This window comes from Streptomyces sp. NPDC006193 (genome assembly GCF_040613915.1).
Classification (GTDB): domain Bacteria; phylum Actinomycetota; class Actinomycetes; order Streptomycetales; family Streptomycetaceae; genus Streptomyces.
Map to the genome: position 1 here is coordinate 41,626 of NZ_JBEXTB010000007.1, position 19,937 is coordinate 61,562.

The window sequence follows — 19,937 nt, forward strand, 5'->3', positions numbered from 1 at the left end:
CGTTGGGCGCCGACGGCGCCGTGCGCCCGGCGCCGAGGGCGCCCACCCATCGGACACCTGTCCCGCCGCGGCCCCCCGCACCGTAAGATCCGCACGTCAGGGCCATCGCCAAGCCCTAAGGAGCCGTCCCTCATGGCCGAACACCCCGCCTACCCCGTAGGCCTCCGCCTCTCCGGCCGCCGCGTGGTCGTCCTCGGCGGCGGCCAGGTCGCCCAGCGGCGCCTCCCGGCGCTCATCGCGGCCGGCGCGGACGTCGTCCTCGTCTCCCCGGAGGCGACCGCCTCGGTCGAGGCCATGGCGGACGCGGGCGAGATCACCTGGGAGAGGCGGCCGTACGCCGAGGGCGACCTCGCCGAGGCCTGGTACGCCCTCATCGCCACCAGCGACCCCCGGGCGAACGCGCGGGCCTCCGCCGAGGCCGAGCGGCACCGCGTCTGGTGCGTCCGCTCCGACGACGCCGACATGGCGACGGCCTGGACCCCGGCGACCGGCCACAGCGAGGGCGTCACCGTCGCCGTGCTCACCACCCATGCGCGGGGACGGGACCCGCGCCACACCGCGGCCATCCGGGACGCGGTCGTCGAGGGCCTGCGCGACGGCACGCTCGTCGCCCCGCACCACCGCACCCGCACCCCCGGCGTGGCCCTGGTCGGCGGCGGCCCCGGCGACCCGGACCTCATCACCGTCCGCGGCCGCCGCCTCCTCGCCGAGGCCGACGTCGTCATAGCCGACCGGCTCGGCCCCCGCGACCTGCTCGCCGAACTCCCGCCGCACGTCGAGGTGATCGACGCGGCGAAGATCCCGTACGGCCGCTCCATGGCCCAGGAGGCCATCAACGACGCGCTCATCGAGCACGCCAAGCAGGGCAAGGCGGTCGTCCGGCTCAAGGGCGGCGACCCGTACGTCTTCGGCCGGGGCATGGAGGAGGTCCACGCGCTCGCCGAGGCCGGCATCCCGTGCACGGTGGTCCCCGGCATCTCCAGCTCGATCTCGGTGCCCGGCGCGGCCGGCATCCCGGTCACCCACCGGGGCGTCGCCCACGAGTTCACCGTGGTCAGCGGGCATGTCGCCCCGGACGACCCGCGCTCGCTGGTCGACTGGCCCGCGCTCGCCAGGCTCACCGGCACCCTGGTGATCCTCATGGGCGTCGACAAGATCGGGAAGATAGCCGAGACGCTCGTCGCGCACGGCAGGTCGCCCGGGACGCCGGTCGCCCTGGTGCAGGAGGGCACGACGGCCGCCCAGCGGCGTGTGGACGCCACCCTGGCCACGGTCGCGGAGACGGTGAAGGCCGAGGACGTGAAGCCCCCGGCGGTGATCGTCGTCGGCGAGGTCGTGCGCGTCGGCGCCGCAACCACCGCCTGACGACGCACGAGCGGGCGTGACCCCGGCGGTCCGCCCGTTTCCCGCCGCCGGACCCGCACCACCCCCCGAACAGGACGAGGCAGTATCACCCCGTGGCCGATCCCATCACCGTCGACGACCCCGACGACCCGCGCCTGACCGACTACACCGGCCTGACCGACGTCGAGCTGCGCCGCAGGCGCGAGCCCGCCGAGGGCCTGTTCATCGCCGAGGGCGAGAAGGTCATCCGCAGGGCCAGGGAAGCGGGCTACGAGATGCGCTCCATGCTGCTGACGGCCAAGTGGATCGACGCCCTGCGCGACGTCATCGACGAGGTCCCGGCCCCGGTGTACGCCGTCGGCCCGGAACTCGCCGAGCGGGTCACCGGCTACCACGTGCACCGCGGCGCCCTCGCCTCCATGCGCCGCAAGCCGCTGCCGACGGCCGCCGGACTGCTCCGCTCGGCCCGCCGGGTCGTCGTCATGGAGTCGGTCAACGACCACACCAACATCGGGGCCGTCTTCCGCTCGGCGGCGGCGCTCGGCATGGACGCGGTCCTGCTGTCGCCCGACTGCGCCGACCCGCTGTACCGCCGGAGCGTCAAGGTCTCCATGGGCGCGGTGTTCTCCGTGCCGTACGCCCGGCTGGAGACCTGGCCGGAGGGGCTGGAGACGGTCCGGGAGGCCGGCTTCACCCTGCTCGCCCTCACCCCGGACCCCGCGGCCCGCACCCTCGACGAGACCGCCCCGCACCGGATGGACCGGGTGGCGCTCATGCTCGGCGCCGAAGGCAGCGGGCTGTCCGCGCGGGCGCTGGCCGCCGCCGACGAACGGGTCCGCATCCCGATGTCCCACGGAGTCGACTCCCTCAACGTGGGCGCGGCGGCCGCGGTGGCCTTCTACGCGGCGACGACGGGCCGGCCGGAGTCCTGACCCCGGCGCCCGCGCTCACCTCCCGGCGTCGTGGCTCAGCGTCGAACGGTACCGGTCGGACATGAGGCCGCCGTCGTCCCACGCGGAGTACGTCGGCTGCGCGTGCCGCGGCCGCTGCGCGCCGCCGTCGCCGCCCATCCCGCGCGCCGGACCCTGACAGCCCTGGGCCACCGCGATGCCGAGCGCCACCAGCAGCGTCACCACCACGAACACGAACAGCCGCTGCCGCAGCAGCCGCGGATCGGCCGGCCGCCGGCCGGTGCCCGTCGTGCGCTGCCCCGGCCGCCCGGCGCCGCTGCGCGGAGCGGGCCGGCCGCCGCTGCCCGAGCGCGGCGCGCCGACGCGCGGCGCCGGGGTGGGGCGCGCCGAACCGGGCCGGGAGGCGCCGCCCCCGCCGCGCGCACCGCCGCCGCGCGCGGACGTCCCGCCGCGTGCCGGCGCCCCGCCCCTGGACGGGGCGCCGCCGCGCGGCAACGGCGTGCGGGGCGAGCCGCGCCGGGCCCGCTGCTGCTCGGGGTAGGTGTCGACGAGCCGTCCGGTGGGCCGGTCCGCCTCCGCCGAGCGCGGCGCGGGCGGCCGTACGCCGTCCAGGCCCTGGGCCTCCCGCGCGGCGATCTCCTTGAGCCGCAACGACAGCTGCAGGGTGCTCGGCCGGTCCTCGGGATCCTTCGCCAGGCAGGCCCGGATCAGCGGGGCCAGCGCGTCCGGCACGCCGTGCAGCTGGGGCTCCTCGTGCACCACCCGGTACAGCATCACTTCGGAACTGCCGTGCCCGAAGGGCGAGTCACCGGTCGAGGCGTACGCCAGGGTGGCGCCCAGCGAGAAGACGTCGGTGGCCGGGGTGACGGCCGCGCCGCGCACCTGCTCGGGTGCGAGGAAGCCGGGCGAGCCGACCGCGGTGCCCACGTGGGTGAGGGTGGAGGCGCCGGTGGCCCAGGCGATGCCGAAGTCGATGATCCGCGGCCCCTTGGGGGACAGCAGGATGTTCGAAGGCTTCAGGTCCCGGTGGACGACGCCGGCCTCGTGCACGGCGACCAGCCCCTCGGAGAGGGCCGCGCCGATCGCCGCCGTGTCCGCCGCGCCGAGCGGTCCCTCGTCGGCGACCTTGTCGTGCAGGGACGGCCCGGGCACGTACTGGGTGGCGAACCAGGGCCGCTCGGCCTCCAGATCGGCCGCGACCAGCCGGGCGGTGCACCCGCCGCGGATGCGCCGGGCCGCGGACACCTCGCGCGCGAACCGCGACCGGAACTCCTGGTCCTCCGCGAGGTCCGGCCGGATCACCTTCAGCGCGACCCGCTGCCCCTTCTTGTCGGAGCCGAGATAGACCACGCCCATCCCACCCGCGCCGAGCCGTCGGTGAAGCCTGAACGAGCCGACGACGCGCGGGTCCTCGCGCCTCAGGCGCATCATCGCCATGTTCATCCCCGCTGCCCGGTCCCTGTGACGTGGCACAGCTTACGTTTCCACGGCCGCCTGCGCGCAGAGGCCGCGCCCTCTCGGCCGGGCGGATTGTGTCGGCCGTCCGGGGGAGGTGAGACCCGGTCAGGGAGCCCCGCAGACAGCCGGATCGGGACCCGGCGTGCCACCAACCCGGCGGAGCAGCAGGGGGATTGGGCGCGCCCGTGCACACCGGGCCCCGGTCGGCGCGCCCCGAGGCGCACGCCCCCCGCAGGCCCGCGGCCCGCACGGCCCACCGGACCACCGTCTCCGCCCGGCCCCCCGGCCCGGGTGACCGAAGTCACTCCGCCCGGTGTGCCGGACGCGTCGGACATGCCCGGACACAGCGGACGCCCCCCTCGGGGATGACCCCGAGACCCGGGCCCGCGCCTCCACCCAGGGGAGTACTCCGCAGGTCGTGGCTCATCCTCCGGGAGGCCCGGCAATCGGTACGAAGGCATGACGCCCGCCGTCGGCCCCGCGCCTAGATTTGAGGTCGAGCGGCGGGTGCAGCACTCGTCCCCCGAGGTCGCACCCGCCGCCGCACAGACAACCGGAACGGTCAGGAGAGGGACCATGGCCCACACGGCACCGCGACGCACCGCGCTCGCCCCCCGCCGCGCGGGCCGCCGCCACCCGCTGGTGGCGACGCTCATGGCCCTTCCCCTGGCGGCCCTGCTCCTGCTCGTCTTCGACGGCTGGGAGACGGTGGCCACACAGGCGTCGTCCGTGGGTGCGATGCTGGGGCGCTGAGCGGCGACCCCAGGCCCGGAAGAGCGGTCCGGGCGGGGACATCGATCCATGAAACCCCGTGGGGACGGGGGTACGGCGGACGGCACAGATGCCGGCGCAGCTGGGGAGCTGCGCCGGCATTAGCCGTCCCACCGCCCCGTGCCCCTGGCCACGAGCACCCCGCCGCCCGCAGCGGCGCCCCGTGAGCCCGGGCAAGCGCCCGGCAAGCGCCCGCACCGCGGGGGCGGCCCCCGCGCCCCCCGGCAAGCGCCCCCCGGCACCCCCCGCCCCGACGCTCCTCCCTCCGGATCCCGCGAACCGCTCCTGGCCCTCCTCGCCGCGGGCGGGCGGGGGCGGCGCCCCGTGAGCCCGGGCAAGCGCCCGTCCCGTGGCCCGCGCCTGCCCCTCCGGTCGGCAAGCGCCCGCACCGCGGGGGCGGCCCCTGCGCCCCCCGGCAAGCGCCCCCCGGCACCCCCCGCCCCGACGCTCCTCCCCCCGGATCCCGCGAACCGCACCTGGCCCTCCTCGCCGCGGGCGGTCGCGCCGCCGGGGGCGGCGCGGGCGGCACGGGTGGGCGCGGGCGGCGCCCCGTGAGCGGGGGTGAGCGTCCCCGCTCCCGCCCGGCACCGGCGCCCGGCGCCCTGCCGCCGACGGCGCCCGGCCTCGTGCGAGCCGGCCGCAGCCGAGCCTCCCGTCCCGCCGGCTCCGGCCGAGCCCCCGTGCCGCCGGCCACGAGCACCCCCGTACCGCCCACCGCACCCCGCCCCCGGTACCGTCACCCGGACACCCCACCCCGCCCGAGGCAGCCGTGACCGCAGACACCCCCGCCCTCCTCACCGCGCTGACCGCGCGAGCCAGGGCCGCAGCCCACCCCCGCACCCCCACCGCACCCTGCGTCTGCGTCAGCACCCCCCTCGCCGACCGCCGGGACGCCACCGTCGTCCGGCACGCGGGCACCGTCGCCAAGGCCCACGCCCCCGGCACCGACCGCGCCGCCCTCGCCCTCCGCCTCACCACGGCCGCCCGCCACCCGCACGTCCTCCTCCCGCCGCTGCTGCCCGCCCCGGCCCGCTTGCACGACCGCCCGGTGACCTTCTGGCCGTACGGCGCCCCCGTGGACCCGGACACCCCGGAGGCGGCCCCCTGGGAGGAAGCCGCCACCCTCCTCGCCCGCCTCCACCGCATCCCCGTCCCCACCGGCCTGCCCCCGATGCGCGGCCCCGCCAAGGCCGCCCGCGCCCTCGCCCGGCTGCGCACGGCCCTGGACGGCACGACCCACCCCGCCGCCGGCCCGGTCCTCGACGCCTGGGCCGCCCTGCCCGCCTGGGCCCGGGCCGAGGCCCCCATGCCCGGCCCCGCGGCCCTGTGCCACGGCGATCTGCACCTCGGCCAGCTGGTCCGGCACCCGGCCCCGGACGGCCCCTGGAAGCTGATCGACGTCGACGACCTGGGGGCCGGCGCCCCGGCCTGGGACCTCGCCCGCCCGGCGGCCTGGTACGCCTGCGGACTCCTCCCGCCCGAGGAGTGGACCCGCTTCCTGACCGCCTACCGGCAGGCCGCCGGCCCGGCCGTCCCCCCGCACGGCGACCCCTGGCCCGCCCTGGACGTCGCGGCCCGCGCCCTCACCGTGCAGACCGCCGCCCTGGCGCTGACCAAGGCGCTCACCGCGGACCGCCCCCTGGACGAGGTGGAGCAGGCCCTGATCGACGCGTGCGCGCGCATGGCCGCCGTCCCCCCTCCACCGGCGCCCGGGTCGCCGGACTAGGCTGCAACCGCCCGGGGCCGGACGGAGTCTGTCCTGGGGAAACACGAAGCAGGACCGACGGCGAGGAGTTGAGCCGACCATGCAGTGTCCGAAGTGCCATGCGCCGATGCACACCTACAACCGCAACGGCGTCCAGATCGAGCAGTGCAGCGGCTGCCGCGGCATCTTCCTCGACTACGGCGAGCTGGAGGCGCTGACCCGCCTGGAGGCCCAGTGGTCCCAGCCGGCCCCGCCCCCGCCCGGCCCGCAGGCCTACCCGGCTGCCCCGCCCGCGCCCGCCTGGGGCGCCCCGCAGGGCGGACACGGCCACTACGGGCACCACCGCCACAAGAGCTTCGGCCACATGCTGTTCTCCAGCTGAGCCCACCGGGGCCGAGCACGAAGAAGCCCCCGGCCGAGACGGCCGGGGGCTTCCCGCTGTGTGGACGATACTGGGATTGAACCAGTGACCTCTTCCGTGTCAGGGAAGCGCTCTCCCGCTGAGCTAATCGTCCGCAGGCCGTGACCCGTGAGTCACAGGCAGTGCGCGATACTGGGATTGAACCAGTGACCTCTTCCGTGTCAGGGAAGCGCTCTCCCGCTGAGCTAATCGCGCGGGCAGGGATCTCCCGAGAAGATCCAGTGGACGATACTGGGATTGAACCAGTGACCTCTTCCGTGTCAGGGAAGCGCTCTCCCGCTGAGCTAATCGTCCTTGGAGGTGGAGACGGGATTTGAACCCGTGTAGACGGCTTTGCAGGCCGTTGCCTCGCCTCTCGGCCACTCCACCAGGAGTGTAGGGGACCGGGAGGGCCCCTACTACTTCCTTCGAGCGGACGACGAGGCTCGAACTCGCGACCTCAACCTTGGCAAGGTTGCGCTCTACCAACTGAGCTACGTCCGCCTGTCGTTTCGGACCGCTTCCGCGTCCCGGCGACGTGTTGAACTCTAGCGGATTCCCGGGCCAGTACAAAAACGCGTTTGCGCAGCGTGCTGCGGTGCGCCCGGCGGAGGCGGTGGTCCGGGTCCCCGCCGGGCCGTCCCGGCACGGCCTTTCAAACGCCCGTCCTAGACTCGACCACGTGCTCCACCACCCACCTCTCGCCCGCTTCGGCGACCGTGTCGCCACCGGCCTCCTCGACGTCACCAGCGATCCGGCCGCCCTGGACTCCACCGGCTTCTGGGCGGTCTGCGCGGACTTCGAGGGAGGGCTGACCTGCGCCCGCTTCGCGCAGGTGCGGAGGGAGCCGGTGCCCGCCCCGGCTCCGGGGCGCTGGCAGGGCCCCGCGGTCGGGGACTGGACCTCCTCCCTGGACCGCGCCGCGTACACGGCGGCCGTCCGGCGGATCCGCGAGCACATCGCGGCCGGCGAGGTCTACCAGGCCAACCTGTGCCGGGTGCTCAGCGCGCCCGTCGCCCCCGGCGCCGACGTGGACGCCCTGACCGCCCTGCTGGCCCGCGGCAACCCGGCGCCGTACGCGGGCACCGTCCGCCTGCCGGAGCACGGCGTGGAGATCGCCACCGCCTCGCCCGAGCTGTTCCTGCGCCGGGACGGTCGCACCGTGGAGTCGGGACCGATCAAGGGCACCGGGCGCACCGAGGCGGACCTCCTGGAGAAGGACTACGCCGAGAACGTGATGATCGTGGACCTGGTCCGCAACGACATCGGGCGCGTCTGCGCCACCGGCAGCGTGACGGTCCCCGACCTGTGCGCCGTGGAGAAGCACCCGGGGCTCGTCCACCTCGTCTCCACCGTCCGCGGCGAGCTGCGCCCCGGCGCGGGCTGGCCGGAGCTGCTGGCCGCAGCCTTCCCGCCGGGCTCGGTCACCGGCGCGCCCAAGTCCAGCGCCCTGCGGATCATCGACGCCCTGGAGACGGCGCCGCGCGGCCCGTACTGCGGCGGCATCGGCTGGGTGGACGCCGACCGGGGCACCGGCGAGCTCGCCGTGGGCATCCGCACCTTCTGGATCGACCGCGCCGCCGGCGCCCTGCGCTTCGGCACCGGCGCCGGCATCACCTGGGGGTCCGACCCCGAGGGGGAGTGGCGGGAGACCGAGCTGAAGGCGTCCCGGCTGCTCGCGGTAGCGTCGGGGGCGTACGAGTACACCGAAGGGGCGCTCACATGAGGATCTGGCTGGACGGCGGGCTGCGGGACCTGGACGCCGCGCGGGTCTCCGTCTTCGACCACGGGCTGACCGTCGGCGACGGCGTCTTCGAGACGGTGAAGGCGGTCGACGGCGAGCCGTTCGCGCTGACCCGGCATCTCGAGCGGCTGAGCCGCTCGGCCCGCGGCCTCGGCCTGCCCGACCCCGACCACGACGAGGTCCGCGAGGCCTGCGCGGCCGTCCTCGCGGCCAACCCGATGCCGCTCGGCCGGCTGCGGATCACCTACACCGGCGGCCACGGCCCGCTCGGCTCCGACCGCGGCGGCCACGGCCCGACCCTCGTCGTCGCGCTCGGCGAGACCACCCGCCGCCCGGACTCCACCGCGGTGATCACCGTCCCGTGGACCCGCAACGAGCGCGGCGCCCTCACCGGCCTGAAGACCACCTCCTACGCCGAGAACGTCGTCGCCCTGGCCCGCGCCCACGAACACGGCGCGTCCGAGGCGCTGTTCGGCAACACGGCCGGTCGGCTCTGCGAGGGCACCGGGTCGAACGTCTTCGTCGTCCTGGACGGCGAGATCCACACCCCGCCCGTCGCCTCGGGCTGCCTGCCCGGCATCACCCGCGCCCTGACGGTCGAGTGGACCGGCGCCCAGGAGACCGACCTGCCGCTGGACGTCCTGCGTCACGCCGACGAGATCTTCCTGACCTCCACCCTGCGGGACGTGCAGGCCGTGCACCGGGTCGACGACCGGGAACTGCCGGGCGCGCCGGGCCCGGTGACCGCCAAGGCCATGCGGATCTTCGAGGAGCGGGCGGGGCAGGACCTGGACCCGTGAGTCCGGTGACCGGGCTGACGTGAGGGCCCGCCGCGGGTAGAACACCTGTGATGACGACGACCCTGCGGCCGGCCGAGCCGCTTCAGCAGCACCCCGACGGAACCCGTTCACGCCGCTTCCAGGTGTGCGTCAACAGCCGTCCCGTCGGCGAGATCCACCTCGGCACCTCGCCGTCCCTCGGGGACTCGGTGGCCCGCGTCATCGGGCTCCGGATCGCCGAGCCGGACCGGCGGCGCGGCCGGGGCACCGTGGCCGCGCTCGCGGCGGAGGAGGTGGCGCGCGACTGGGGCTGCACCCGGATCGAGGCCGTGGTGCCCGCCGCCGCCGATGACGTGCTGGGCCTGCTCGGCGCCCTCGGCTACACCCTGCGCAACCGCGGCCTGGAGAAACGCCTCGGCGCCGTCTCTCCCGAGCTGCCGCCGGGGAGCCGTGCGCGGCCCATGACCGGGGCCGAGTTCGACGCCTGGAGGGAGCAGGAGGGCGAGCGGTACGCGCACACATGGAAGCGGCGGGGGCTCTCCGAGGCCGCGGCCCGCGCCAAGTCCCGCAACGACCACGCGCGACTGCTGCCGCACGGGTGCGCGACCGAGGGCATGGTCTTCAGCGTGCTGGAGCATGACGGCAGCCGGGTCGGCACTCTCTGGCTGGCCCTGGAGGAGACCAGGGCGTACGTGTACGACGTCGAGACCGACGCGGCCCACCGGGGCCGGGGGCACGGCCGTGCCCTGATGCTGCTGGCGGAGCGCCAGGCGATCGGGGCCGGCCGGCCGGTCCTCGGCCTCAACGTGTTCGCCGGCAACACCCCGGCCGAGCGGCTGTACGCGTCGCTCGGCTACGAGACGGTCACCCGCTTCCTGTGGAAGACCCTGGTGTAGGGCAGGTCCCGGGACCGGGGTGGGGACCTGCCGGGAGCGGGGCCGGGGCGGGCCGGGACCGGGGCGGGCCCCGGCGCTCAGGCCTCCCCGGCGGCCAGCAGCCGGTCCGCGATCTCCTCGATGCGGGCGCGCAGCCCCTCCTGGCTCTTGCCGCCGTCCAGGCGTTCGCCGCCGATGACGTACGTCGGGGTGCCGGTCACGCCGATCGCCTTGCCCTCGGCCTGGTCGGCGTCGACGGCCAGGATGTGCCGGCCGTCGATCAGGGCGGTGTCGAACTCCTCGGCGTCCAGGCCCAGTTCCCGGGCCGTCTCGACGAGGAAGGGCTCCCCCCGGCGGTCCAGCTCCTCCACCCGCTCCAGCACGGCCTCCACGTACGGCCAGCCCTTGCCCTGCTCCAGCGCCTCCTCGGCGGCCTGGGCGGCCGCGAAGGAGTGCTGGTGCTTCTCCAGCGGGAAGTGCCGCAGACGCAGTTCCAGCCGGTCGCCGTAGCGGGCGCGCAGGGCGCGGACGTCGTCGAGGGCGCTGCGGCAGTCGGGGCACTGCAGTTCGCACCAGATGTCGAGGACCGGGGCGTCGGGGCGTGCGGGGGAGGTGTCGCTCATGCGCTCCAGTCTTCCAGGGCGGGGCACGCGCGACCCAATCGGGAGGCCGCGCCAGGGGCCGGGACCCTGCGCGGAAGGAGGGGAGGACCCGGAGATGTCCCTGATGTCCGGGCGGAGCATGGCGTCGCGGTGGCCCGGGGAGGCACGATGGAGGGGACGGACGAGCCCTGCCAGGGAGGACCGGATGATCGCCGAGACAGTGTGCTCCGCCGTGTCCGCGGCGGGACTGGGCATCGCGGTGGTCACGGCCTACCGCAAGCGGTTCCTGGCCGCGGCCCGCATCGCGGCCTACGCGCTCGTGCCGGTGGGCCTGGTGATGACCGGGGTCGTCGGCTGGCTGGCCGACACCGCCCTGAGTCCCACCGCCTGGGCGGGCTTCGGGGTGCTGGGCGCGGCCTGGCTCCTGTTCGCCGGCACGCGCATCGTGGAGCGCAGGCGCGGCGGCCCCGGTTCCGGCGGCGGAGCGGCCCGGCGGTCCGGGCGGGAGGCGGTGGCCCCGGCGGCCTCGGCGCCGTCCCTGGGCCGGCCGGCTCGCCCCGCCGCCGCACCCCGGCCGGAGCCGGGCGACGACTTCAGCGACATCGAGGCCATCCTCAAGAAGCACGGCATATGACCGGCCCCCGCAGGGGGGAAACGACACAGTGCGTCCGGGGACGTACGCAATCGTTCACCAGCCGAAAGAGTCCTCACGGCATTCGGTGAACTCTCGCAAGATCGTGGCTGGTGATCGCCTGTGAGCTGCCGGGTGAGCCATGATCTGCCGCGAGATGCTGGACACGAAACAGAGCGAGGCCGCGCCGCCGAAGGACGAGCCGCGCGGATGCCTCTTCGCCCTTTCCCAGCCACCGCTGATGATCTTCCTTGCGGTGATCGGGTGTCTGATCCTCATGGCTGCGCTGCACGACCTGCTGTTGCTGTGAGCCGTACACGTCCGTCCCGGCGCCACCCGCCGGGACCGACGTCGCACCGGACGCCCGGGCGGCGTGTTCCCGCCCCTTGTCTCAGCCCGCCGCCTCCTTGCGCCGGGCCCGGTAGGCCGCGACGTGCAACCGGTTCCCGCAGGTGCGGCTGTCGCAGTAGCGGCGCGAGCGGTTGCGGGAGAGGTCGACGAAGGCGCGCCTGCAGTCCGGCGCCTCGCAGCGGCGCAGCCGCTCCTGCTCGCCGGCCACCACGAAGAAGGCGAGCGCCATCCCGCAGTCGGCGGCGAGATGGTCGGCCACCGAGGCGCCGGGGGCGAAGTAGTGCACATGCCAGTCGTAGCCGTCGTGGTCCGTCAGGCGGGGGGTGGTGCCCGCCGCGGCGATCAGCTCGTTGATCATTCCGGCCGCCGACCGGGCGTCCGGGGCGGCGAAGATCGCCGCGAACCGGCCCCGGACCCTGCGCACCGCCGAGAGGTCGAACTCCGACAGCACCCCGACATCGCTGATGTCGTGGCTTCGTACGAATTCCGCGAGAGCCTGCACGTCGGGCAGTCCGTCCGCCGCCGCGTCGTCCTCCGGCGCGGTGTTCACCAGATCCACCACGGTGTCGAGGGCGCACCGGGTGTCGTGGGTGATCAGCACGTTTCGCTCCCTGGCCTGGGGGGTCGGGCGGGCGCCCGCCGATGCTGGCCGATGGTAGCGACAACCGCGCCCGTCGCACCGGTCCCGTCCCGCCCCGATTGCCGGGAGAACGCCCCCGCGGCCCACGGAGTTCCTGACTCCGCTCCTGCGGCCGCACGGCGCTCCACGTCGGCCCGAAACAGCCGGGCGCCGCCCCGTGACCACGCACGGTGACGACGCCGGACTGTGCCGTATGCGGCTGTCTTGGCCCGAGCCGTCTCCCCGAGTGGACGGCACCGGGCTGCTCGATGGGCTGCGGCCTAGCTCTCCGCCAGGATGTGCGAGAGCTCCTGGTCGAGGTCGAAGTGCCGGTGCTCCGTGCCGGGCGGCACGGCGGCGTCGGTTCGCTTCAGGAAGGACTCCAGGGCCCGCGCCGGGGCCTCGAGCAGCGCCTCCCCCTCCGGGGAGCTGAGGGCGATGCACACGACGCCCTGACCATGACTGCGGGATGGCCAGACGCGGACGTCGCCGGTGCCGGTGGGCCGGTGGAGGCCCTCGGCGAGGAGGTCGCGGGCGAACACCCACTCGACGGTCTCCTCGGCTCCGGTGTGGAAGGTGGCGTGCACGGCGTAGGGGTCGGCCGTGTCGTACCGCAGGCCTGCGGGGACAGGCAGGGAGGACTCGCTCGACACAACGAGGCGCAGGTGCAGCTCGCAGCTGACCGTGGTGTTCATAAGCGCCAGGGCCTTTCGCTCAGTGTGCGCTCGGGGATTCGCACGTCGGCGAAATCGACATGCCACCTACGGTGCCGTTGTAAACCCCTCTGAGGGTTTTGCGTGCCTTTACGTAACTCTTCCGGCCGAGAACTCGTACCGGATCTACGACCATTTCGGTGACTGGTTTCGCTCCGGTAGGGTTTGTCTGCGTGAATACGGGGAGTGACGAGGCGGGTGAGGCCGCCGTGGCGGTGGACGAGACGAAGGCGGACGGGCGAGTGGGCGACGACGACGCCGGGCAGGGACTCGGCTCCCGCGCGCCGGAATTCATCAAGGCGCGCCGGGCACTGCATCTGAGCTGGCAGGTCGGCGTCTTCGTGGTCGGCCTCGCGGTCGTCGGCGCGGGCATCGTCATGCTGCCGCTGCCCGGGCCCGGCTGGGTGGTGATATTCGGCGGCATGGCGATCTGGGCGACCGAGTTCGTCTGGGCCCAGCTGGTGCTCCGCTGGACCAAGCGCAAGGTCACCGAGGCGGCCCAGCGGGCCCTCGACCCCAAGGTGCGGCGCCGCAACATCGTCCTCACCGTGACCGGCCTGGTGATCATCGGCGTGCTCGCCGGGATCTACCTGTGGAAGTTCGGGTTCGTCGTGCCGTGGCGGATCAAGGCCCAGTGAGCGGCCTCGGGGCCGGCGCCGCCCGCCGTCCGGCCCCGTTCGGAAGCACCCCCTGACATGGGGTAATGTTCTTCCTGCGCCCGGGCGATTAGCTCAGTGGGAGAGCGCTTCGTTCACACCGAAGAGGTCACTGGTTCGAACCCAGTATCGCCCACCCGGACCGACGGCCCACCTGCGACAAGCAGGTGGGCCGTCGGCGTTCCCGGCGGGTGGTGTCCGGCGCCCCGGCACCCGGCGGGCGCGCCCCGGACCCCTCCGCACCGTGCGTCAGAAAGCGCTTACGCGGTGTGATGTCTCAGGTCGCGCCACCCCGCAAGAGCCGGCAGCGATCCGGAAAGGCGCAGGAGTCTCCGCGTGGCCGTGGTCTCGGCGGCCGTGACCGCTGGCCGGCCGCGATCACCGGCTGTGGCGGAGAAAGCGGTTCCGAACGCCAGCCCGTGACGATCCGTTACTCGCTCGGGCCGCGACGGAAATCCACCGGGCTTTTCCAAAACGCCGTCACATTCTCCCGGAAGTACGACAAGCGGGAATATCGCGCGCCCTTGAGTTGCGGGCGGTCCGGAATTTCGCCCGGCCCCGGCGGCCTCGCCGCCTCCCGGCTGTGAGCCGGACCACGGCCCGGCGCCTGCGTGCGCCTACTCGGACGGGGCGCCTCACGGGCAGACTCCCCCCATGGACTGGAACCACCACCGCTTCCGCAGCCTGTGGCCCCTGCCCGCCCCGCCGTCCGCCGTGTACGCGGAGCTGGAGCGGATCGAGGACTACCCCCGCTGGTGGCCGCAGGTGCGGGCGGTGACCCGGCTGGACGACACCACCGGCGTGATCGTCGTCCGCTCCTGGCTGCCGTACGGCCTCACCCTCACGGCGCGCGAGGCCCGCCGGGACCCGGCCGCCGGCGTCCTCCAGGTCACCCTGTCCGGCGACCTCGAAGGCTGGGCGCGGTGGACGGTCACGCCGGGAGGGCCCGGGACGCTGGCCCGGTACGACCAGGACGTCGAGGTCGCCAAGCCCCTCCTCCGGCGGCTGGCCGTGCCCGGCCGCCCGGTCCTGCGCGCCAACCACCGGCTGATGATGCGGGGCGGACGGCGCGGACTGCTGCGCCGGCTGGCAGCGGTTTGAAGGAACGGCGCCCGGGCCTGTATTGTTCAGTGCGTTCCCGGGCGATTAGCTCAGTGGGAGAGCGCTTCGTTCACACCGAAGAGGTCACTGGTTCGAACCCAGTATCGCCCACCGGGAGGAGCCGGTCCGCGTCAGCGGGCCGGCTCTCGTGCTGTTCCGGCCCCGCTACGCCGCCGCCGGCAGCTCCGGCCGCAGCGGCCACTGGGTGCACACCGTCTCCTCCGCGCCGTTGCGCGCGAACCACGCCTGCAGCCCCCGCGCCTGCGCCGCGTGCCAGTTCGCCTGGAGCGCGTGCAGCTCGGCGGGGGACAGCCGCTCCAGCCGGGTCGCGAACCGGCGGCCCACCGCCCGGACGACCTCCAGCGCCGCCTGCGCGTCCGCCGCCGCGTCGTGCGCGCCCTGCAGCGTCACTCCGTAGTGCGCGCACAGGTCGGCCAGGGTGCGGCGGCCCTTGCGGTACCGGTCCAGGTGCTTGTCCAGAACCCGCGGGTCCAGCACCCGCAGCGGCGCCGACCGGAACCAGCGGTCCAGCGGGGACGCCCGGTGCCGGCGCAACTCCCGGTCCAGCAGCGTCAGATCGAACGGCGCGTTCATCACCACCAGCGGCCGGCCCAGCGCCGCGTGCTCGGCCAGCTGCTCGGCTATCTCGTACATCACCGGCGCCGGCCAGCGCCCGTTGTGCTGCAGGTGCTCCTCCGACAGCCCGTGCACCGCAGTCGCCGCCTCCGGCACCGGCACCCCGGGGTTCACCAGCCAGCGGCTGACCCGCGGCCGGACCCCCGGCGCGTCCTGGACGACGACGGCGGCCGACACGATCCGGTCGGTCTCGACGTCCACGCCCGTCGTCTCCGTGTCGAAGGCGGCCAGTGGCCCCTCGTACCAGGTCATCCCAACCACAACTCCTCACTCGCCGACGGCAGGTGACGTTCCGTCTTCTGCCTGTTCGGTGATACCCGGGCCGTTTGTGCCGTACGCCGGGAGAAGACAAAGGGACTACGGGTCCTCGCAGTTCACCGGCTCACAGCGGAAAACCCCCGGCCCGGAGGGCTGTTGGCCGTGTCCCTCGCACAGGCCGGGCGGGGCAGGCTGCCGCCCGGCCGTCCGGGCGCCCACCGCGGCAGGCTCGCCACCACCGCCCGCATGGAGACACTGCGGGTCGGCCATCTGCTCGCCGTCCCCGCCCCTCGCCGACAACGGCATCGACCGGCGGTGACGTGCCGTGGACCCGGCCCCCGCGTGGCACGGCTGGCAGCGGCGCGGGGGAGCGGCCGGGTGGTACGGCCGCCGGGACCGGGCGGGCGGCGGTACCAGCCTGCTCGTCCCCGGCAGCCGAGCCTCCCCCGACGGCGAGGACCTGCTCGGCGAGGCCCTCGACGCCCCCGCCCGCAGCAGCACCCCCGCCGCGCGCGAGGTGCTGATCTCCCTCACCGCGGCCAGCGACGAGATCCGCTGGTGGCGCGACGCCCCGGACGGGCCCGCCGGGGCCGCCGCCTGCACGGCCGGCCGGCATCTGCGCGGCGCCGCCCGGCCGCCGCCCTCCTGCAGAAGATCCTCGTCGGCGCCGCCGCCGAAGGCCGCTCGCTCACCGCCTTCGTGCCCGCGGCGACGGTCCGCCCGCTCGCCGTCCGCCTCCACCAGCCCCTGCGCGCCGCCCGCGAGGCCATCGGCTTCCGGCGGGCCACCGGTGGCATGGACGCCTTCGGCGGGCCGTCGGGGCCGGCGTCGGCCGTGAACCGACCGAGGCGCTCACCGCGCTGGTGCAGGGCGCCGAGGGCACCGTGCGGCTGCGCGTCCTCGCCGGCGCCTGCGGGGGCGTGCAGGGCGGGGGCGGGGGCCGGCGGAGTACCGGGACGGGGACGGTCGGTAATCGTTTCGCGGTCGGCGCCGTCAGGTCGGTACGATCGCCAGTGCGCGCGCTCCTGGTATGGCGCCGCACCCCACCTTCAGTCAGGAGAGACCGGTGTCAGACGTCCGTGTGATCATCCAACGCGATTCCGAGCGGGAAGAACGCGTGGTGACGACGGGCACTACGGCCGCCGACCTCTTCGCGGGCGAGCGCACGATCATCGCCGCGCGCGTGGGCGGCGAGCTGAAGGACCTCAGCCACGAACTGTCCGACGGTGACGAGGTCGAGGGCGTCGAGATCTCCTCCGAGGACGGCCTGAACATCCTGCGCCACTCCACCGCGCACGTCATGGCGCAGGCCGTGCAGGAGCTCTTCCCCGAGGCCAAGCTGGGCATCGGCCCGCCCGTCAAGGACGGCTTCTACTACGACTTCGACGTCGAGAAGCCGTTCACCCCCGAGGATCTCAAGGCCATCGAGAAGAAGATGCAGGAGATCCAGAAGCGGGGGCAGAAGTTCGCCCGCCGCGTCGTCACCGACGAGGCCGCCCGCGAGGAGCTGGCTGGCGAGCCGTACAAGCTGGAGCTGATCGGCCTCAAGGGCTCGGCCTCCAGCGACGACGGCGCGGACGTCGAGGTCGGCGCCGGCGAGCTGACGATCTACGACAACCTGGACGCCAGGACCGGCGAGCTGTGCTGGAAGGACCTGTGCCGCGGTCCGCACCTGCCCTCGACCCGGCTCATCCCGGCGTTCAAGCTGATGCGCAACGCCGCCGCCTACTGGCGCGGCAGCGAGAAGAACCCGATGCTCCAGCGCATCTACGGCACCGCCTGGCCGTCCAAGGACGAACTGAAGGCGTACCTGGACTTCCTCGCCGAGGCCGAGAAGCGCGACCACCGCAAGCTCGGCACCGAGCTGGACCTCTTCTCCATCCCCGAGCAGATCGGCTCCGGCCTCGCCGTCTTCCACCCCAAGGGCGGCATCGTCCGCCGGGTCATGGAGGACTACTCGCGGCGCCGCCACGAGGAGGAGGGCTACGAGTTCGTCTACACCCCGCACGCGACCAAGGGGAAGCTCTTCGAGACCTCGGGCCACCTGGACTGGTACGCCGACGGCATGTACCCGCCCATGCAGCTCGACGAGGGCGTGGACTACTACCTCAAGCCCATGAACTGCCCGATGCACAACCTGATCTTCGACGCGCGCGGCCGGTCGTACCGTGAACTGCCGCTGCGCCTCTTCGAGTTCGGGACCGTGTACCGGTACGAGAAGTCGGGTGTCGTGCACGGCCTGACCCGGGCCCGCGGCTTCACCCAGGACGACGCGCACATCTACTGCACCCGCGAGCAGATGTCCGAGGAGCTGGACAGGACGCTCACCTTCGTCCTCGGCCTGCTGCGGGACTACGGCCTGACCGACTTCTACCTGGAGCTGTCCACCAAGGACCCGGAGAAGTTCGTCGGCTCCGACGAGGTCTGGGAGGAGGCGACCGAGACGCTGCGCCAGGTCGCCGAGAAGCAGGGTCTGCCCCTCGTCCCGGACCCGGGCGGCGCCGCGTTCTACGGTCCGAAGATCTCCGTCCAGGCGAAGGACGCCATCGGCCGGACCTGGCAGATGTCGACCATCCAGCTCGACTTCAACCTGCCCGAGCGGTTCAACCTGGAGTACACCGGCCCCGACGGCTCCAAGCAGCGTCCGGTCATGATCCACCGTGCGCTGTTCGGCTCCATCGAGCGCTTCTTCGCGGTGCTCCTCGAGCACTACGCGGGCGCCTTCCCGGCGTGGCTGGCCCCGGTCCAGGCGGTCGGCATCCCGATCGGCGACGCGCACGTGGAGTACCTGGAGAAGTTCGCGGCGGCGGCCCGGAAGAAGGGGCTGCGCGTCGAGGTGGACTCCTCCTCGGACCGCATGCAGAAGAAGATCAGGAACGCGCAGAAGCAGAAGGTGCCGTTCATGGTCATCGCCGGCGACGAGGACATGTCCCACGGCTCGGTGTCCTTCCGCTACCGCGACGGCTCGCAGGAGAACGGCATCCCGTTCGACGAGGCCATCGCCAAGATCGCGAAGGTCGTGGAGGAGCGGACGCAGGTCTGATCCGCCCGAGCGTCCAGGGCCCCCGGGACCACTCATCCCGGGGGCCCTGCCGCGTCCCGGTCCCCTTCCCGCGCGAACCGCTGCAGCAGCAGGGACGAGAACGACCCGGTGACCGCGCCGAGCAGGGCGAGACCGCAGGCCATCAGACCGACGGCCACGGTCCGGCCCCACGGCGTCACCGGGGCCACGTCGCCGTAGCCGACCGTCGCCAGGGTCGCGCAGGTCCACCACACCGAGTCGCCGAACGTCCGGATCGTGGCGTGCGGGGCCGTGCGCTCCTGCTGGTACACCGCCAGCGCCCCCGCGAAGCCCAGCAGGACCGCCGAGAGACCGGCGTACACGATCACGCGCGCCTGCAACGGCAGCCGGGGGCGGCCGCGACGCCGCTCGACCGCCTCGTAGGTCCGCACCAGCCGCACCGGCCGCATCAGGGGCAGCAGCACGACGACCGTGTCCAGCCAGTGCCGCGGCACGAACCGCCACCCCGTGCCGCTGAGCCGCCAGCGGACCCCGTAGTCGGCCACGAACAGCGCCCAGGTCGCGAGCTGCAGCGAGCGCAGCGCGAGGTGCACCGGCCGCGGCAGAGCGGGCGCGAGGACGTGCACCGCGTAGCAGGCGAGGTAGAGGAGGGAGGCGCCGGCGAGCGGAAGGGCCGCCCAGCGCTCCCAGCGTTGCGTCCGGCTGTCGTCGTCCACCGGCCAAGCTTGGCCGGAGCCCGCCGTCCTCCGGCCCCGGCGACACGCCGGGATCGGCCGAAGCCATATGCTGCCTAGCATGACGAGTGAGCCGGAGCAGCAGATCGGAGTGGGGACGCAGGACGCGTTCCAGCGCCTGTGGACGCCCCACCGGATGGCCTACATCCAGGGCGAGAACAAGCCGACCGGTCCGGGGGCCGACGACGGCTGCCCCTTCTGCTCCATCCCGGCCAACTCCGACGAGGACGGGCTGATCGTCCGGCGCGGCGAGCACGTCTACGCGGTCCTCAACCTGTACCCGTACACCGGCGGCCACCTGATGACCGTGCCCTACCGCCACGTGGCCGACTACACCGAGCTGAGCGCGGCGGAGACCACCGAACTGGCGGAGCTGACCAAGCAGGCGATGACGGCGCTGCGCGCGGCCTCGGGCGCCCACGGGTTCAACATCGGCATGAACCAGGGCGCGGTGGCGGGCGCCGGCATCGCCGCCCACCTGCACCAGCACATCGTCCCGCGCTGGGGCGGCGACACCAACTTCATGCCGGTGGTGGGCCACACCCGGGTGCTGCCGCAGCTGCTGGCCGACACCCGCAAGATGCTCGCCGAGGCGTGGCCGGCGTAGCCCGCCGGCGCCCTCGGCGA

Annotated in this window: 20 protein-coding genes, 7 tRNA genes and 1 pseudogene; 17 read left to right on the forward strand and 11 right to left on the reverse strand. The window is 74.2% G+C overall.

What is annotated here, in order from left to right; translation table 11 throughout:
• Window positions 1–132 precede the first annotated feature (132 nt).
• Window positions 133–1,365 carry a uroporphyrinogen-III C-methyltransferase gene (gene cobA, locus ABZ261_RS10135; RefSeq protein WP_356857316.1) on the forward strand — a complete coding sequence of 411 codons (1,233 nt, stop codon included), beginning with the start codon at window positions 133–135 and terminating at the stop codon, window positions 1,363–1,365.
• A gap of 92 nt (window positions 1,366–1,457) precedes the next feature.
• Window positions 1,458–2,276, forward strand: coding sequence for an RNA methyltransferase (locus ABZ261_RS10140; protein ID WP_356857318.1), 819 nt, complete (start codon window positions 1,458–1,460; stop codon window positions 2,274–2,276).
• Between the two features lie 15 nt (window positions 2,277–2,291).
• Here the strand turns inward: ABZ261_RS10140 and ABZ261_RS10145 are convergent, their stop codons facing one another.
• Window positions 2,292–3,698, reverse strand: a complete 1,407-nt coding sequence (locus ABZ261_RS10145) for a protein kinase (protein WP_356857320.1) — start codon at window positions 3,696–3,698, stop codon at window positions 2,292–2,294.
• A gap of 591 nt (window positions 3,699–4,289) precedes the next feature.
• On the opposite strand from ABZ261_RS10145, the gene ABZ261_RS10150 reads away from it, so the two are divergent.
• The 3 genes from ABZ261_RS10150 (at window position 4,290) to ABZ261_RS10160 (ending at window position 6,571) form a co-directional block, all read left to right on the forward strand.
• The gene (locus tag ABZ261_RS10150; protein WP_356857322.1) at window positions 4,290–4,466 is read left to right on the forward strand and encodes a hypothetical protein; all 177 of its coding nucleotides are present in this window, start codon (window positions 4,290–4,292) and stop codon (window positions 4,464–4,466) included.
• A 787-nt stretch (window positions 4,467–5,253) separates the two neighbouring features.
• Window positions 5,254–6,210, forward strand: a complete 957-nt coding sequence (locus ABZ261_RS10155) for an aminoglycoside phosphotransferase family protein (protein WP_356857324.1) — start codon at window positions 5,254–5,256, stop codon at window positions 6,208–6,210.
• A gap of 79 nt (window positions 6,211–6,289) precedes the next feature.
• The gene (locus tag ABZ261_RS10160; protein WP_356857326.1) at window positions 6,290–6,571 is read left to right on the forward strand and encodes a zf-TFIIB domain-containing protein; all 282 of its coding nucleotides are present in this window, start codon (window positions 6,290–6,292) and stop codon (window positions 6,569–6,571) included.
• A gap of 61 nt (window positions 6,572–6,632) precedes the next feature.
• Here ABZ261_RS10160 and ABZ261_RS10165 read toward each other — a convergent pair.
• The 5 genes from ABZ261_RS10165 to ABZ261_RS10185 all read right to left on the reverse strand — a co-directional run bounded on the left by ABZ261_RS10165 (window position 6,633) and on the right by ABZ261_RS10185 (window position 7,093).
• Window positions 6,633–6,704: transfer RNA gene (locus ABZ261_RS10165), tRNA-Val, on the reverse strand.
• A gap of 29 nt (window positions 6,705–6,733) precedes the next feature.
• Window positions 6,734–6,805, reverse strand: a tRNA-Val gene (locus ABZ261_RS10170).
• A 27-nt stretch (window positions 6,806–6,832) separates the two neighbouring features.
• A tRNA-Val gene (locus ABZ261_RS10175) sits at window positions 6,833–6,904 on the reverse strand.
• A 1-nt stretch (window position 6,905) separates the two neighbouring features.
• Window positions 6,906–6,979, reverse strand: a tRNA-Cys gene (locus ABZ261_RS10180).
• Window positions 6,980–7,020: 41 nt separating this feature from the next.
• Window positions 7,021–7,093: transfer RNA gene (locus ABZ261_RS10185), tRNA-Gly, on the reverse strand.
• 178 nt (window positions 7,094–7,271) lie between these two features.
• Here ABZ261_RS10185 and ABZ261_RS10190 point away from each other — a divergent pair.
• From ABZ261_RS10190 to ABZ261_RS10200, 3 genes are read left to right on the forward strand one after another with little or no spacing between them, the layout of a single operon-like run.
• Complete coding sequence (locus ABZ261_RS10190) at window positions 7,272–8,315, forward strand: chorismate-binding protein (RefSeq protein WP_356857328.1); 1,044 nt, start codon at window positions 7,272–7,274, stop codon at window positions 8,313–8,315.
• Entirely contained in the window at window positions 8,312–9,133 is an 822-nt protein-coding gene (locus tag ABZ261_RS10195; protein ID WP_356857330.1) for an aminodeoxychorismate lyase, read from the forward strand. The genes ABZ261_RS10190 and ABZ261_RS10195 overlap by 4 nt, the downstream gene beginning before the upstream one ends.
• Before the next feature lie 50 nt (window positions 9,134–9,183).
• Entirely contained in the window at window positions 9,184–10,008 is an 825-nt protein-coding gene (locus tag ABZ261_RS10200) for a GNAT family N-acetyltransferase (RefSeq protein WP_356857332.1), read from the forward strand.
• 77 nt (window positions 10,009–10,085) lie between these two features.
• On the opposite strand, the gene ABZ261_RS10205 is transcribed toward ABZ261_RS10200, so the two are convergent.
• Window positions 10,086–10,610 carry a DsbA family protein gene (locus ABZ261_RS10205; RefSeq protein ID WP_356857334.1) on the reverse strand — a complete coding sequence of 175 codons (525 nt, stop codon included), beginning with the start codon at window positions 10,608–10,610 and terminating at the stop codon, window positions 10,086–10,088.
• A gap of 184 nt (window positions 10,611–10,794) precedes the next feature.
• Here ABZ261_RS10205 and ABZ261_RS10210 point away from each other — a divergent pair, with 184 nt between their 5' ends.
• Together ABZ261_RS10210 and ABZ261_RS10215 are read left to right on the forward strand one after the other, a co-directional pair.
• Complete coding sequence (locus ABZ261_RS10210) at window positions 10,795–11,223, forward strand: hypothetical protein (RefSeq protein ID WP_356857336.1); 429 nt, start codon at window positions 10,795–10,797, stop codon at window positions 11,221–11,223.
• Between the two features lie 154 nt (window positions 11,224–11,377).
• Window positions 11,378–11,530: a hypothetical protein gene (locus ABZ261_RS10215; RefSeq protein WP_356857338.1), complete on the forward strand. Its 153-nt coding sequence runs from the start codon at window positions 11,378–11,380 to the stop codon at window positions 11,528–11,530.
• Window positions 11,531–11,611: 81 nt separating this feature from the next.
• On the opposite strand, the gene ABZ261_RS10220 is transcribed toward ABZ261_RS10215, so the two are convergent.
• Both ABZ261_RS10220 and ABZ261_RS10225 read right to left on the reverse strand, forming a co-directional pair.
• Window positions 11,612–12,172 carry a CGNR zinc finger domain-containing protein gene (locus ABZ261_RS10220; protein WP_356857340.1) on the reverse strand — a complete coding sequence of 187 codons (561 nt, stop codon included), beginning with the start codon at window positions 12,170–12,172 and terminating at the stop codon, window positions 11,612–11,614.
• A gap of 299 nt (window positions 12,173–12,471) precedes the next feature.
• Window positions 12,472–12,885: an SsgA family sporulation/cell division regulator gene (locus ABZ261_RS10225; protein ID WP_004002642.1), complete on the reverse strand. Its 414-nt coding sequence runs from the start codon at window positions 12,883–12,885 to the stop codon at window positions 12,472–12,474.
• A gap of 191 nt (window positions 12,886–13,076) precedes the next feature.
• Here ABZ261_RS10225 and ABZ261_RS10230 point away from each other — a divergent pair, with 191 nt between their 5' ends.
• The 4 genes from ABZ261_RS10230 to ABZ261_RS10245 all read left to right on the forward strand — a co-directional run bounded on the left by ABZ261_RS10230 (window position 13,077) and on the right by ABZ261_RS10245 (window position 14,771).
• Window positions 13,077–13,541: a TIGR02611 family protein gene (locus ABZ261_RS10230; protein ID WP_356857342.1), complete on the forward strand. Its 465-nt coding sequence runs from the start codon at window positions 13,077–13,079 to the stop codon at window positions 13,539–13,541.
• Between the two features lie 82 nt (window positions 13,542–13,623).
• Window positions 13,624–13,695: transfer RNA gene (locus tag ABZ261_RS10235), tRNA-Val, on the forward strand.
• 518 nt (window positions 13,696–14,213) lie between these two features.
• The gene (locus ABZ261_RS10240) at window positions 14,214–14,660 is read left to right on the forward strand and encodes an SRPBCC family protein (protein WP_356857343.1); all 447 of its coding nucleotides are present in this window, start codon (window positions 14,214–14,216) and stop codon (window positions 14,658–14,660) included.
• Window positions 14,661–14,699: 39 nt separating this feature from the next.
• Window positions 14,700–14,771 (forward strand) — tRNA-Val (locus ABZ261_RS10245).
• A gap of 54 nt (window positions 14,772–14,825) precedes the next feature.
• Here the strand turns inward: ABZ261_RS10245 and ABZ261_RS10250 are convergent.
• A complete protein-coding gene (locus ABZ261_RS10250) occupies window positions 14,826–15,548 on the reverse strand; it encodes a 3'-5' exonuclease (protein WP_356857344.1) in 723 nt (240 codons plus the stop codon).
• Window positions 15,549–15,900: 352 nt separating this feature from the next.
• Here ABZ261_RS10250 and ABZ261_RS10255 point away from each other — a divergent pair.
• Both ABZ261_RS10255 and thrS read left to right on the forward strand, forming a co-directional pair.
• Window positions 15,901–16,435, forward strand: a pseudogene (locus ABZ261_RS10255) (hypothetical protein); the annotation flags it as partial.
• Window positions 16,436–16,620: 185 nt separating this feature from the next.
• Window positions 16,621–18,597: a threonine--tRNA ligase gene (gene thrS, locus ABZ261_RS10260; RefSeq protein ID WP_356857345.1), complete on the forward strand. Its 1,977-nt coding sequence runs from the start codon at window positions 16,621–16,623 to the stop codon at window positions 18,595–18,597.
• A gap of 32 nt (window positions 18,598–18,629) precedes the next feature.
• On the opposite strand, the gene ABZ261_RS10265 is transcribed toward thrS, so the two are convergent.
• Window positions 18,630–19,292, reverse strand: a complete 663-nt coding sequence (locus ABZ261_RS10265) for an ion channel (protein ID WP_356857347.1) — start codon at window positions 19,290–19,292, stop codon at window positions 18,630–18,632.
• 67 nt (window positions 19,293–19,359) lie between these two features.
• Between ABZ261_RS10265 and ABZ261_RS10270 the strand changes: the two genes are divergently transcribed.
• Window positions 19,360–19,917: an HIT domain-containing protein gene (locus ABZ261_RS10270; RefSeq protein WP_356857349.1), complete on the forward strand. Its 558-nt coding sequence runs from the start codon at window positions 19,360–19,362 to the stop codon at window positions 19,915–19,917.
• The last annotated feature ends 20 nt before the right edge of the window (window positions 19,918–19,937 follow it).

Excerpts from the sequence above, each read along its gene's own strand:
- ABZ261_RS10210 (WP_356857336.1), top strand. The coding sequence starts at position 10,795 with ATGATCGCCGAGACAGTGTGCTCCGCCGTGTCCGCGGCGGGACTGGGC.
- ABZ261_RS10205 (WP_356857334.1), bottom strand. The coding sequence starts at position 10,610 with ATGAGCGACACCTCCCCCGCACGCCCCGACGCCCCGGTCCTCGACATC.
- ABZ261_RS10215 (WP_356857338.1), top strand. The coding sequence starts at position 11,378 with ATGCTGGACACGAAACAGAGCGAGGCCGCGCCGCCGAAGGACGAGCCG.
- ABZ261_RS10225 (WP_004002642.1), bottom strand. The coding sequence starts at position 12,885 with ATGAACACCACGGTCAGCTGCGAGCTGCACCTGCGCCTCGTTGTGTCG.
- ABZ261_RS10160 (WP_356857326.1), top strand. The coding sequence starts at position 6,290 with ATGCAGTGTCCGAAGTGCCATGCGCCGATGCACACCTACAACCGCAAC.
- ABZ261_RS10270 (WP_356857349.1), top strand. The coding sequence starts at position 19,360 with ATGCTGCCTAGCATGACGAGTGAGCCGGAGCAGCAGATCGGAGTGGGG.
- ABZ261_RS10200 (WP_356857332.1), top strand. The coding sequence starts at position 9,184 with ATGACGACGACCCTGCGGCCGGCCGAGCCGCTTCAGCAGCACCCCGAC.
- ABZ261_RS10250 (WP_356857344.1), bottom strand. The coding sequence starts at position 15,548 with ATGACCTGGTACGAGGGGCCACTGGCCGCCTTCGACACGGAGACGACG.
- ABZ261_RS10240 (WP_356857343.1), top strand. The coding sequence starts at position 14,214 with ATGGACTGGAACCACCACCGCTTCCGCAGCCTGTGGCCCCTGCCCGCC.
- ABZ261_RS10145 (WP_356857320.1), bottom strand. The coding sequence starts at position 3,698 with ATGAACATGGCGATGATGCGCCTGAGGCGCGAGGACCCGCGCGTCGTC.
- ABZ261_RS10195 (WP_356857330.1), top strand. The coding sequence starts at position 8,312 with ATGAGGATCTGGCTGGACGGCGGGCTGCGGGACCTGGACGCCGCGCGG.
- cobA (WP_356857316.1), top strand. The coding sequence starts at position 133 with ATGGCCGAACACCCCGCCTACCCCGTAGGCCTCCGCCTCTCCGGCCGC.
- ABZ261_RS10150 (WP_356857322.1), top strand. The coding sequence starts at position 4,290 with ATGGCCCACACGGCACCGCGACGCACCGCGCTCGCCCCCCGCCGCGCG.